General features: G+C 54.8%; 13 protein-coding genes. 8 read left to right on the top strand and 5 right to left on the bottom strand.

Annotated elements, in window-relative coordinates:
• Positions 1-4: 4 nt before the first annotated feature.
• Both pncA and ACOTXI_RS00530 read left to right on the top strand, forming a co-directional pair.
• On the top strand, positions 5-646 hold the full coding sequence (gene pncA, locus ACOTXI_RS00525) for a bifunctional nicotinamidase/pyrazinamidase (protein ID WP_058654573.1): 642 nt from the start codon (positions 5-7) through the stop codon (positions 644-646).
• Between the two features lie 221 nt (positions 647-867).
• Positions 868-2,121: a glycoside hydrolase family 18 protein gene (locus tag ACOTXI_RS00530; RefSeq protein ID WP_058654574.1), complete on the top strand. Its 1,254-nt coding sequence runs from the start codon at positions 868-870 to the stop codon at positions 2,119-2,121.
• Between the two features lie 50 nt (positions 2,122-2,171).
• On the opposite strand, the gene ACOTXI_RS00535 is transcribed toward ACOTXI_RS00530, so the two are convergent.
• Positions 2,172-2,444: a YeaC family protein gene (locus ACOTXI_RS00535; protein WP_021241050.1), complete on the bottom strand. Its 273-nt coding sequence runs from the start codon at positions 2,442-2,444 to the stop codon at positions 2,172-2,174.
• A 41-nt stretch (positions 2,445-2,485) separates the two neighbouring features.
• Complete coding sequence (gene msrB, locus ACOTXI_RS00540; RefSeq protein WP_008500710.1) at positions 2,486-2,899, bottom strand: peptide-methionine (R)-S-oxide reductase MsrB; 414 nt, start codon at positions 2,897-2,899, stop codon at positions 2,486-2,488.
• A gap of 341 nt (positions 2,900-3,240) precedes the next feature.
• Between msrB and gapA the strand changes: the two genes are divergently transcribed.
• Both gapA and ACOTXI_RS00550 read left to right on the top strand, forming a co-directional pair.
• Positions 3,241-4,236, top strand: coding sequence for a glyceraldehyde-3-phosphate dehydrogenase (gapA, locus tag ACOTXI_RS00545; protein ID WP_006809136.1), 996 nt, complete (start codon positions 3,241-3,243; stop codon positions 4,234-4,236).
• A 72-nt stretch (positions 4,237-4,308) separates the two neighbouring features.
• On the top strand, positions 4,309-5,193 hold the full coding sequence (locus ACOTXI_RS00550) for a D-hexose-6-phosphate mutarotase (RefSeq protein ID WP_058654575.1): 885 nt from the start codon (positions 4,309-4,311) through the stop codon (positions 5,191-5,193).
• Between the two features lie 78 nt (positions 5,194-5,271).
• Here ACOTXI_RS00550 and ACOTXI_RS00555 read toward each other — a convergent pair whose 3' ends face one another.
• Positions 5,272-6,018: a MipA/OmpV family protein gene (locus ACOTXI_RS00555; protein WP_021241048.1), complete on the bottom strand. Its 747-nt coding sequence runs from the start codon at positions 6,016-6,018 to the stop codon at positions 5,272-5,274.
• Between the two features lie 430 nt (positions 6,019-6,448).
• Here ACOTXI_RS00555 and yeaG point away from each other — a divergent pair, with 430 nt between their 5' ends.
• From yeaG to ACOTXI_RS00570, 3 genes are all read left to right on the top strand, one after another.
• Positions 6,449-8,383, top strand: coding sequence for a protein kinase YeaG (yeaG, locus tag ACOTXI_RS00560; RefSeq protein WP_008500713.1), 1,935 nt, complete (start codon positions 6,449-6,451; stop codon positions 8,381-8,383).
• A 74-nt stretch (positions 8,384-8,457) separates the two neighbouring features.
• Complete coding sequence (locus ACOTXI_RS00565; protein ID WP_032651499.1) at positions 8,458-9,741, top strand: YeaH/YhbH family protein; 1,284 nt, start codon at positions 8,458-8,460, stop codon at positions 9,739-9,741.
• Positions 9,742-9,840: 99 nt separating this feature from the next.
• Positions 9,841-10,341 (top strand): YbaK/prolyl-tRNA synthetase associated domain-containing protein, encoded by a 501-nt coding sequence (locus ACOTXI_RS00570; RefSeq protein ID WP_008500735.1) that lies wholly within the window; start codon positions 9,841-9,843, stop codon positions 10,339-10,341.
• Between the two features lie 21 nt (positions 10,342-10,362).
• On the opposite strand, the gene yoaI is transcribed toward ACOTXI_RS00570, so the two are convergent.
• A complete protein-coding gene (gene yoaI / locus ACOTXI_RS00575; RefSeq protein ID WP_010430055.1) occupies positions 10,363-10,467 on the bottom strand; it encodes a small membrane protein YoaI in 105 nt (34 codons plus the stop codon).
• Between the two features lie 144 nt (positions 10,468-10,611).
• On the opposite strand from yoaI, the gene ACOTXI_RS00580 reads away from it, so the two are divergent.
• The gene (locus tag ACOTXI_RS00580) at positions 10,612-11,058 is read left to right on the top strand and encodes a DUF441 domain-containing protein (protein ID WP_008500737.1); all 447 of its coding nucleotides are present in this window, start codon (positions 10,612-10,614) and stop codon (positions 11,056-11,058) included.
• On the opposite strand, the gene ACOTXI_RS00585 is transcribed toward ACOTXI_RS00580, so the two are convergent.
• The gene (locus tag ACOTXI_RS00585; protein ID WP_008500738.1) at positions 11,042-11,833 is read right to left on the bottom strand and encodes an AraC family transcriptional regulator; all 792 of its coding nucleotides are present in this window, start codon (positions 11,831-11,833) and stop codon (positions 11,042-11,044) included. The genes ACOTXI_RS00580 and ACOTXI_RS00585 overlap by 17 nt on opposite strands.
• Positions 11,834-11,868 lie beyond the last annotated feature (35 nt).

Raw genomic sequence — 11,868 nt, forward strand, 5'->3', positions numbered from 1 at the left:
TCTCATGAAGCAACGCGCCCTGCTCCTGGTCGATTTGCAAAATGATTTCTGCGCGGGCGGTGCGCTGGCCATCGCCGAAGGTGACAGCACCGTTGACGTGGCCAACACGCTGATTGACTGGTGCAAAGCCCGTGGTGAAGCAGTTGTCGCAAGCCAGGACTGGCACCCGGCAAATCACGGCAGCTTTGCCAGCCAGCACAATGTCGAGCCCTTCACCCGGGGTGAACTCGACGGGCTGGCGCAAACTTTCTGGCCGGATCACTGCGTACAGCAAACGGAAGGCGCGGAGTTACATCCGCTCCTGAACCAGAAAGCCATCGACGCGGTGTTCCATAAAGGTGAAAACCCGGCTATCGACAGCTATAGCGCGTTTTTTGATAACGGGCATCGCCAGAAAACGGCGCTGGACGCCTGGTTACGTCACCATGAAATCACCGAGCTGATTGTACTGGGGCTGGCAACGGACTACTGCGTGAAGTTCACCGTGCTGGATGCGCTTCAGCTTGGCTACACCGTCAGCGTCATCACCGACGGCTGCCGCGGGGTGAACATTCATCCGCAGGACAGCGCTCAGGCGTTTATGGATATGGCTGCGGAAGGCGCGACGCTGTATACGCTCGAAGACTGGCTGGAAACGCAGGCGTAGTCTTTTAAGCCGGGTGGCGGCTGCGCCTTACCCGGCCGACTTCTTTGGTTTTGTAGGCCGGGTAAGCGTCAGCGCCACCCGGCAAAACTCCCCCTCCGATCCCCATAAAGTGAACTTCCTCGCAACCTCAGCGAAGCGGCAATGCTATTCTCTTCAGGCTGTTTTTTCGCCACGCCTTTTCCGTGGCGTGGTTAATTTTATTAAGTCAAAGAGGAACTTGTATGAAACGTTTGCCCTTGCTGGCAGCCTTACCCTTGCTTTGCGCGTCAGTTGCCTCCGCCAGTTCCCTGATGTCCGTGGGCTACTTTAACGGGGGTGGCGACGTCACCGCCGGACCGGGTGGCGATATCAATAAGCTGGACGTTCGCCAGATCACCCACCTGAACTACTCGTTTGGTCTGGTCTATAACGACGAAAAAGACGAAACCAACGCCGCGCTGAAAGATCCGGCGAAGCTGCATCAAATCTGGCTATCGCCAAAAGTGGCGTCCGACCTGGCCTTGATCCCCACCCTGCGTAAGCAAAACCCAAATCTTAAGGTCCTGCTCTCCGTCGGCGGCTGGGGCGCGCGTGGTTTCTCTGGCGCAGCGGCAACCCAAGAGAGCCGCGCGGTGTTCATCCGCTCCGCGCAGGAGATTGTTGAAAAATATGGTCTGGACGGGATCGACCTCGACTGGGAGTATCCGGTCAACGGTGCCTGGGGCCTGGTGGCAAGCCAGCCCGCCGACAGGGATAACTTTACCGCCCTGCTGAAGGAGATGCGCGACGCGTTCGGGCATAAAAAGCTGGTGACCATTGCGATAGGCGCGAATGCGGAAAGTCCGAAAAGCTGGGTGGATGTGAAAGCCATTGCGCCCCTGCTCGACTACATCAACCTGATGACCTACGACATGGCGTACGGCACGCAGTATTTCAACGCCAACCTGTACGACTCCAGCGCCTGGCCGACGGTGGCCGCCGCGGACAAATACAGCGTCGATTTTGTGGTGAACAACTATCTGGCCGCCGGGCTGAAGCCACAGCAGATGAATCTCGGGATTGGTTTCTATGGCCGCGTACCGAAACGCGCCGTGGAGCCGGGCATTGACTGGACGAAACCCGATGCGCAAAAAAATCCGGCCACTCAGCCCTACTTCGGGCCGCAGGAGATCGGGTTGTTCAAGTCGCTCGGCTATGACCTGACCAAAGATACCTACGTGAAGTACAACGATATCGTCAAAAAGCTGCTGAACGATCCGCAGAAACGCTTTACCGAGCACTGGGACGACCAGGCAAAGGTGCCGTGGCTCTCGGTGAAAGGTGCCGATGGCAACGCGCTGTTTGCGATTTCGTATGAGAACCCGCGATCCGTGGCGATCAAAGCGGACTACATCAAAGAGAAAGGTCTCGCCGGGGCGATGTTCTGGGAGTACGGCGCGGATGATGAAAACCAGTTAGCGAAGCAGCTGGCGGCGTCGCTCGGGATCCCGCACTAAAGTGTAGCGTGCCGGGTGGCGCTAGCGCTTACCCGGCCTACATGAGAGCATTATTTGAAAGTCGCAATCGGCTTCGGGGTGATACCGAAGTCCTCTTTCAGCTCACGCTTGCTCTTCATCACCATTTGACCATGGGTGTCGATCGTCATGTGCTGCGCGTCGGTGTTGTTGCGCGCCTGCCACAGCATCACCAGCTGCAGGCTGTTTTCTTTTTGCTCCGGGGTCAGCGCGACGCCATCGGGCCATTTTCCCAGCTCTACGGCGGTGACCAGACGCTGATAAATCTCCGGCGTCATACCGCTAATCATGTCTTCAATATTCACAATCCCGCCCTTTTAAAGGAATAATTTGCTGAATCGTTTTTTCAACCCTTGATCTGGTCGCCGTTTTCGTCGTCAGTGAAGCTCATTGAGGCTGAATTCACGCAGAAACGCTCGCCCGTTGGCTGAGGGCCATCCGGGAAGACGTGTCCAAGGTGCGCATCGCAGTTGCCGCAGCGAATTTCGGTGCGCACCATACCGTGCGACGAGTCGGTCAGATAGCGGATCGCCTCATCGCTCACCGGCTCGTAAAAGCTCGGCCAGCCGCAGCCCGAATCAAATTTCGTTTGGGAATTGAACAGCGGAGCATCACAGACCAGGCAGTGGTAGACGCCGTCTCGCTTGTTGTGCAGTAAACGCCCGGTGAACGGCGGTTCCGTCCCGTGGTTTTGCGTCACGTAAAACTGCATTTCTGTGAGGTTTTTTTTCAAATCGTCGGGGTTACGTTGGTTCGACATATGCTTACATCTCGCTGTAGAAACAGACATCTTTTACCCCGCATTCTAACAAAACATTAACACCCTTGCGTGCACTTTTGATCTAAACTTATGTGTCGCGAAAAGGTGGTCAGGCAATTGTGATCATATTCACATTTTTATCCTGCGAGGACTTTAAAATTCCGGGCGCAGCCCCCATGTGGTTGCAAGCTCAAAGGGAAAGTGAGGCGAGTCAGTCGCACAAACGTTAGTCACAGGATTGATTTGTCGCAATGATTGACACGATTCCGCTTGACGCTGCGTAAGGTTTTTGTAATTTTACAGGCAACCTTTTATTCACTAACAAATAGCTGGTGGAATATATGACTATCAAAGTAGGTATCAACGGTTTTGGCCGTATCGGCCGTATTGTTTTCCGTGCTGCTCAGAAACGTTCTGACATCGAAATCGTTGGTATCAACGATCTCCTGGACGCTGAATACATGGCGTACATGCTGAAGTACGACTCAACTCACGGTCGTTTCGACGGCACCGTTGAAGTGAAAGACGGCCACCTGGTTGTAAATGGCAAAACCATCCGCGTTACTGCTGAGAAAGACCCAGCTAACCTGAAATGGAACGAAATTGGTGTTGACGTTGTTGCTGAAGCAACCGGTATCTTCCTGACCGACGAAACTGCACGTAAACACATCACTGCGGGTGCGAAGAAAGTTGTTCTGACGGGTCCTTCCAAAGACAACACCCCAATGTTCGTTCGTGGTGCAAACTTCGAAACTTACGCTGGCCAGGACATCGTTTCCAACGCATCCTGCACCACCAACTGCCTGGCACCGCTGGCTAAAGTTATCAACGACAACTTCGGCATCATCGAAGGTCTGATGACCACCGTTCACGCAACCACCGCTACTCAGAAAACCGTTGATGGCCCGTCTCACAAAGACTGGCGCGGCGGCCGTGGCGCGGCTCAGAACATCATCCCATCCTCTACCGGTGCGGCTAAAGCTGTAGGTAAAGTACTGCCAGAACTGAATGGCAAACTGACTGGTATGGCGTTCCGCGTTCCAACTCCTAACGTATCCGTTGTTGACCTGACCGTTCGTCTGGAAAAAGCTGCTTCTTATGAAGAAATTAAGAAAGCAATCAAAGCTGCTTCCGAAGGCCCAATGAAAGGCGTTCTGGGTTACACCGAAGACGACGTTGTATCTACCGATTTCAACGGCGAAGTGTGCACTTCTGTGTTCGATGCTAAAGCAGGTATCGCACTGAACGACAACTTCGTTAAACTGGTATCCTGGTACGACAACGAAACCGGCTACTCTAACAAAGTACTGGACCTGATCGCTCACATCTCCAAATAAGTTGAGATGAGTGTTTGATCCAAAAAGGCGACTTCGGTCGCCTTTTTTATTTATAAGACAGAGGATTGCTTAATGATTAATAAAATTTTTGCACTTCCGGTAGTCGAACAACTTACCCCTGTGCTCTCCCGCCGCCAGATTGACGGTGCTGACGTTATCGTCGTTGACCATCCACGCGTTAAGGCCTCAGTGGCGCTGAACGGCGCCCACCTGCTCTCCTGGAGACCCGAAGGTGAAGCAGAGGGATTGTGGCTGAGCGATGCGACCTCTTTCAAAAAAGGGGCGGCGATTCGCGGCGGCGTACCGATCTGCTGGCCGTGGTTCGGCCCGTCCGCACAGCCGGGTTTGCCTTCTCACGGTTTTGCCCGTAACCAGCAGTGGACCCTGAAAGCGCATAACGAAGACGACAGCGGCGCCGTGCTGACCTTTGAGCTGCAGGCTAATGACGAAACCCGCGCCCTGTGGCCGCACGATTTCACCCTGTACGCCCGCTTTAAGCTGGGTAAAACCTGTGAAATCGAACTGGAAGCCCACGGCGAGTTCGAAACCACCTCCGCCCTGCACACCTATTTCAACGTGGGTGACATCAGCGCTGTGAAGGTGAGCGGCCTTGGCGATACCTTTATCGATAAAGTCGACAACGCGAAAGAAGGCAAACTCAGCGACGGCGTTCAGGCGTTTCCTGACCGTACCGACCGCGTCTATCTGCATCCGGAAGCATGCAGCATGATCCACGACGGTGCCCTGAACCGCGGCATTGAGGTAGTACATCACCATCACAGCAACGTGGTGGGCTGGAACCCGGGCCCTGCACTGTCTGTCAGCATGGCCGACGTGCCTGACGACGGTTATAAAACGTTTGTCTGCGTGGAAACGGCCTGCGTGACTGCCCCGCAGAAAGCGAGTGAAGAAAAGCCATCTCGTTTAGGTCAGACGATCCGCATTATTAAGCGATAATCTCGCTGCACCACACTAAAGCAAACGGGGCGCAAGCGCCCCGTTTTGATGCATCAATTGCACACTATGAGTGCACAATCAGAACTTGTAGGTCACACCGACAGAGAAGATGCCTGCCCAGGACTTATCGACCATCGGGCTGTCTTTCACTTCATCGCTCAGACGCTCATAACGGCCAGTACCGTACACGCTCCAGTCGCCAAGGAAGTTATAGCTCGCGGTCAGCTCCAGGTACGGATCCCAGCCGTCATCTGCGCTGTAGCTCTTCAGACCGCTACGACGGGACTCGTTTTTAGAGACGCCATAATAGTAGTCATTGTAGTTCTCGCTGTTGTACTGCACACCAATACCCGGCGTCAGGGTCAGACCACCGTTGGTGTAACGGTACAGCCACGCCAGATCCCAGATAAAGCCGTTGCTGTTATCCAGCGTATCGCCTGCCAGGGCCGTACGCAGGAAGCCATACTGGGTGTTATGCACATAAGAGAGGCCGGCCATCATCGAGCTTTTACGCTTGTCGAGCTGGCGAAGCGCGTGGCTGTCGCTGTCACCCGGCTTGAAGTGCGTAGGATCGTAGTACGCCATGATGGAAAGCTTATCGGCCGTATCGTTCCACAGATAGTAGCCGCCGCCGAGCCCACGGAACCAGACGTTATCGCCTTCATAGGTGATAACCGGCACAGGGTAAACATCACGGTCATACTGTTTGTACGGGCTGTTAATGACGCCAACACCCGCGCCAACCGTCCACTGACTTTCCGCCTGTGCGGTGCTTACTGCGGTCGCGGCAAGGATGCCTAATGCCAGAAGTTTGAGTTTGGTCACAATCCATTCTTTCCTGTAGTCAAATAATCAGCGGGTGAAGTGTAACCGCCATTCCCGTACATCCCAAAATTTTTTGCCTGCTAATCAGTCTGATTAACCCATTATTTTTAACTTATCAGATGACAACCGGCTTTCATTTACATGACCGCTGAATGAAAAATGTGCTTTTGCCTTATTACCAGAGTGGAAATTTTGGATGAGTTATTGATATGTCATTGAAAGTAGATTTTATGGGCATGCAAGTTTTGCAAATGCCATCTACGCTTTAATTTAAGAAGAGTTTTCCTGAACACCCTGCGGTTCTTAGCGTCTGACCTGGCACACAGGTTGCTGCTCTGGCAGTGAGGTGCGAGAGATTCTCTTCCGGGAGCCTCCACTACTCATACGAACGGCTCTTATCCTGTGCTAAAAAACGAAAGGACGGCATGCCATGAATATATTCGATCACTATCGCCAGCGCTATGAAGCTGCCAAGGACGAAGAGTTCACACTGCAGGAGTTTCTTACCATCTGTCGGCAAGATCGCAGTGCCTATGCCAATGCGGCAGAACGGCTATTGATGGCTATTGGTGAGCCAAACATGGTTGACACTGCCCTGGAACCCCGGCTTTCCCGTCTCTTTTCGAATCGGGTGGTCGCCCGATACCCGGCGTTTGAAGAGTTCTATGGCATGGAAGATGCCATAGAGCAGATTGTCTCCTACCTGAAGCATGCCGCTCAGGGTCTGGAAGAGAAGAAACAGATCCTCTATTTACTCGGCCCCGTGGGCGGCGGTAAATCCTCGCTGGCGGAACGCCTGAAATCGCTGATGCAGCGCGTGCCTATCTATGTCCTGAGCGCCAACGGCGAGCGCAGCCCGGTGAACGACCATCCGCTGTGCTTGTTCAATCCGCAGGAAGATGCGCAGATTCTGGATAAAGAGTACGGCATCCCGCGTCGCTACCTCGGCACCATCATGTCGCCGTGGGCGGCAAAACGCCTGCATGAGTTTGGTGGCGACATCACCAAATTCCGCGTGGTGAAAGTCTGGCCGTCGATCCTGGAACAGATCGCCATCGCCAAAACGGAACCCGGTGATGAGAACAACCAGGATATTTCGGCGCTGGTCGGTAAGGTCGACATCCGCAAGCTGGAAAACTTCGCGCAAAACGACCCGGATGCCTACGGTTACTCCGGCGCGCTGTGCCGGGCTAACCAGGGGATTATGGAATTCGTCGAGATGTTTAAAGCGCCCATTAAGGTGCTGCATCCGCTGCTGACGGCCACTCAGGAAGGAAACTACAACGGGACGGAAGGTATCTCCGCCCTGCCGTTTAACGGGATCATTCTTGCCCACTCGAACGAATCTGAATGGGTGACCTTCCGTAACAACAAAAACAATGAGGCTTTCCTTGACCGCGTGTACATCGTTAAGGTGCCTTACTGCCTGCGGATCTCCGAAGAGATCAAAATTTACGAGAAACTGCTTAACCACAGTGAGCTGGTGCATGCGCCGTGCGCGCCTGGCACGCTGGAAACGCTGTCTCGCTTCTCCATCCTGTCGCGCCTGAAAGAGCCGGAAAACTCCAGCATCTACTCGAAAATGCGCGTCTATGACGGTGAGAGCCTGAAGGATACCGATCCGAAAGCGAAGTCGTATCAGGAGTATCGCGACTACGCCGGGGTTGATGAAGGGATGAACGGTCTGTCCACGCGCTTCGCGTTTAAGATCCTCTCCCGCGTCTTTAACTTCGACCATGCGGAAGTGGCGGCCAACCCGGTGCATCTGTTCTACGTGCTGGAGCAGCAAATCGAGCGCGAGCAGTTCCCGCAGGAGCAGGCTGAACGCTACCTTGAGTTCCTGAAAGGTTATCTGATCCCGAAATACGCCGAGTTCATTGGCAAAGAGATCCAGACGGCCTACCTGGAATCCTATTCAGAATACGGGCAGAACATTTTTGACCGTTATGTCACCTACGCTGACTTCTGGATCCAGGATCAGGAATACCGCGACCCGGATACCGGCCAGCTGTTTGACCGTGAATCCCTGAACGCTGAGCTGGAAAAAATCGAGAAGCCTGCCGGGATCAGCAACCCGAAAGACTTCCGTAATGAGATTGTGAACTTCGTCCTGCGCGCCAGAGCGCATAACAACGGGCGCAACCCGAACTGGACCAGCTACGAGAAGCTGCGCACGGTCATTGAGAAGAAAATGTTCTCCAATACCGAAGAGCTGCTGCCGGTGATCTCGTTTAACGCCAAAACCTCAACCGATGAACAGAAAAAGCACGACGATTTTGTCGACCGTATGATGGAAAAAGGCTACACCCGCAAACAGGTCCGCCTGCTCTGCGAATGGTACCTGCGCGTGCGTAAATCGTCTTAAAACAAGTGCCCGGCGGCGGTTAGCGCCTGCCGGGCCTACAAAATGCAAGTTGGCAAATGCAGTACGGGGGGTATATGACCTGGTTTATTGACCGGCGTCTTAACGGCAAAAACAAGAGCACGGTGAACCGCCAGCGCTTCTTGCGTCGTTATAAAGCGCAAATTAAACAGTCTATCTCCGAGGCCATCAACAAACGCTCGGTGACCGACGTCGACAGCGGCGAGTCTGTCTCCATCCCCACCGATGACATCAGCGAACCGATGTTTCATCAGGGGCGAGGCGGCCTGCGCCATCGCGTACACCCAGGTAATGATCACTTCGTTCAGAACGACAGAATTGAGCGCCCTCAGGGCGGCGGCGGTGGTTCAGGAAGCGGTCAGGGACAGGCCAGCCAGGACGGTGAAGGTCAGGACGAATTTGTCTTCCAGATCTCAAAAGATGAATATCTCGACCTGCTGTTCGAAGACCTGGCGCTGCCGAATCTGAAAAAGAATCAGCATCGTCAGCTTAATGAATATAAAACCCACCGCGCGGGCTATACCGCCAACGGCGTGCCCGCAAACATCAGCGTCGTGCGTTCGTTGCAGAACTCGCTGGCGCGACGCACGGCCATGACGGCAGGCAAACGTCGCGAACTGCGCGAGCTGGAGAGCAGCCTGAAGGTGGTGGAAAATACGGAACCGGCGCAACTGCTGGAAGAGGAGCGCCTGCGTAAAGAGATTGCAGAGCTGAGGGCGAAGATCGAACGGGTCCCGTTTATCGACACCTTTGACCTGCGCTACAAGAACTACGAAAAACGCCCTGAGCCCTCCAGCCAGGCGGTGATGTTCTGTCTGATGGACGTGTCCGGCTCGATGGATCAGGCCACCAAGGATATGGCGAAGCGTTTTTATATCCTGCTCTATTTGTTCCTGAGCAGAACCTATAAGAACGTGGAGGTGGTTTATATCCGCCACCACACCCAGGCGAAGGAGGTGGATGAACATGAGTTCTTCTACTCGCAGGAGACCGGGGGCACCATCGTCTCGAGCGCGCTGAAGCTGATGGATGAAGTGGTCAAAGAGCGCTACGACCCGGCGCAGTGGAATATTTATGCTGCGCAGGCGTCGGATGGCGATAACTGGGCCGACGATTCGCCGCTGTGTCACGAGATCCTGGCGAAGAAAATTCTGCCGGTCGTGCGTTACTACAGCTATATCGAAATCACCCGTCGCGCGCACCAGACCCTGTGGCGGGAGTATGAGCATCTGCAGGCGATGTTCGATAATTTCGCCATGCAGCATATCCGTGACCAGGATGACATTTATCCGGTGTTCAGGGAGCTGTTCCACAAGCAGTCTGCTACCAGCAACGCATAATCCCACAGCCAGCGAACCCGCTGGCTGTTTTCTTTCGACCCCGTTCATCCCGTGCTAATGTAGACCCCTGCATACTGGATTATCACCGGGAAAATCGTTATGACTGACGACGTTATTGGCACAGGAACCCACCAGCAGCTCATTACCTTACTCACCGAGCAGGGCGCGCGTTTTCGCGTCATGGAGCACGAGGCGGTCGGGAAATGTGAAGCGGTAAGTGAAATTCGCGGAACCGACCTGCGGCAAGGCGCTAAAGCCCTGGTCTGCAAGGTGAAGGGAAACGGCGTAAAGAAACATGTTCTGGCGATCCTCGCCGCCGACCTGCAGGCTGACCTGAGCCAGCTTGCCAGCCATTTTGGCGGGCTAAAGGCCTCCCTCGCCAGCCCTGCCGAAGTCGATGCCCTGACCGCCTGCGTTTTCGGCGCTATCCCGCCCTTTAGCTTCCATCCTGACCTGGCGCTGGTTGCCGACCCGCTGCTGTTCGAGCGCTTTGACGAAATCGCGTTTAACGCCGGCCTGCTGGAGAAATCCGTGATTATGGATACCCAGGATTACCTGCGCATCGCCCGTCCTGAGCTTGTCACCTTCCATAAAGCGTAACTGCGATGGCTGACGCCCCTGTCAGCCTTTTCTTTCCAGGAACAGCACGGAGGCAACAAGAATAACGGCAATAGCGAAAAACGATGAGGAGATAATCAGCGTTTCCACAAACATGTGATCGTTCATGATGGCGACCCTTTTGCGATATCTGCTTTCGTTTTAATCCGCGTAAATGACAAGGTTATGACAACGATAAAATCTTTTTAACACTGTTCTCTGCCGCGTTTGCGCGTACAGTAAACAGGACCATTATTCTGGCAAGGATTCCCTATGTTTGACCCTACTCTGCTCATTCTTCTGGCACTCGCCGCGCTCGGCTTTATCAGCCATAACACTACCGTCGCCATCTCGATTCTGGTGCTGATCATTGTGCGCGTGACCCCGTTAAATACCTTTTTCCCGTGGATAGAAAAACAAGGCCTCACCATCGGGATTATCATCTTAACCATTGGGGTGATGGCGCCGATTGCCAGCGGCACCCTTCCCGCCTCAACGCTGCTGCATTCGTTTGTAAACTGGAAATCGCTGGTGGCGATCGCGGTGGGGATATTTGTGTCGTGGCTGGGCGGACGCGGCGTCACGCTGATGAGCAGCCAGCCCTCGCTGGTGGCGGGCCTGCTGGTGGGCACCGTGCTGGGCGTGGCGCTCTTTCGCGGCGTGCCGGTCGGCCCGCTGATTGCGGCAGGCCTTGTCTCGCTGTTTATTGGGAAGTCGTAGTCAGGCTGGCCATATAACGCGCCGGCGTCTGGCCCAGTCCCTTCCTGAACATGGTGATAAACGCGGTGGTCGAGTCATAGCCCAGTGACTGGGCCACCTGCTGCACCGATTTGCCGCTTATTAAATGCTGTAACGCCACAATCAGCTGCAGCTGGTGACGCCAGCGGCGGAAGCTCAGACCGGTCTCCTTCACTACCAGCCGCGCCAGGTTGCGCTCGCTCATGGCGAAGTGGCTCGCCCACTGCGCCAGCGTCTGCCAGGCGGCGGGCTCTTCCGCCATCTTCTCGCTCATCAGCCTGATTTTGGGATGGGGCGACACGGGCAGCTGCAGATGCTCCTGTCGCTGGAGCGGCAGCTCGTCAAACAGGACGTCCACCAGACGCGAGGTGGCCGCGAGCTGCAGCTGTTCACGTGATTTTTCCGCGAGCGATAAAATCAGCTCCCGCACCAGGGGGGAGATTTTCAGGGTACAGCAGCGCTCGGGCAGGCTGGCAGCCCCCGGCTCAATGAACAAAAAGCAGAGCTGCGCGCCCGGCGTGGCCCTGTTACTGTGCGGCATCTGTCCAGGGATCCAGACGGCATACTGGGGCGGCACCATCAGCATGGCATTTTCCACTTCACAGGTGATTGCGCCGCCGAGGGCCAGAATCAGCTGCCCCTTACGGTGATGATGAAGCGGAATATATTGTTCCTCCGCCACTACCTGAATGCGAAATGCGACGGCCGCATCGTACTGGCTATCCGGATCGTAGCCTTCCAGTCCCAGACCAATCATCAGTTTGTCCGATATGAGCGATAAACTGTCATTTT

The organism is Enterobacter cloacae complex sp. BZL2005 (genome assembly GCF_049238885.1).
In the GTDB taxonomy this organism is placed as follows: domain Bacteria; phylum Pseudomonadota; class Gammaproteobacteria; order Enterobacterales; family Enterobacteriaceae; genus Enterobacter; species Enterobacter roggenkampii.

Coding starts and splice junctions, on each gene's coding strand:
- yeaG (WP_008500713.1), top strand. CDS start 6,449: ATGAATATATTCGATCACTATCGCCAGCGCTATGAAGCTGCCAAGGAC.
- ACOTXI_RS00580 (WP_008500737.1), top strand. CDS start 10,612: ATGTTTGACCCTACTCTGCTCATTCTTCTGGCACTCGCCGCGCTCGGC.
- yoaI (WP_010430055.1), bottom strand. CDS start 10,467: ATGAACGATCACATGTTTGTGGAAACGCTGATTATCTCCTCATCGTTT.
- gapA (WP_006809136.1), top strand. CDS start 3,241: ATGACTATCAAAGTAGGTATCAACGGTTTTGGCCGTATCGGCCGTATT.
- pncA (WP_058654573.1), top strand. CDS start 5: ATGAAGCAACGCGCCCTGCTCCTGGTCGATTTGCAAAATGATTTCTGC.
- ACOTXI_RS00565 (WP_032651499.1), top strand. CDS start 8,458: ATGACCTGGTTTATTGACCGGCGTCTTAACGGCAAAAACAAGAGCACG.
- msrB (WP_008500710.1), bottom strand. CDS start 2,899: ATGTCGAACCAACGTAACCCCGACGATTTGAAAAAAAACCTCACAGAA.
- ACOTXI_RS00530 (WP_058654574.1), top strand. CDS start 868: ATGAAACGTTTGCCCTTGCTGGCAGCCTTACCCTTGCTTTGCGCGTCA.
- ACOTXI_RS00550 (WP_058654575.1), top strand. CDS start 4,309: ATGATTAATAAAATTTTTGCACTTCCGGTAGTCGAACAACTTACCCCT.
- ACOTXI_RS00570 (WP_008500735.1), top strand. CDS start 9,841: ATGACTGACGACGTTATTGGCACAGGAACCCACCAGCAGCTCATTACC.
- ACOTXI_RS00585 (WP_008500738.1), bottom strand. CDS start 11,833: ATGATTGGTCTGGGACTGGAAGGCTACGATCCGGATAGCCAGTACGAT.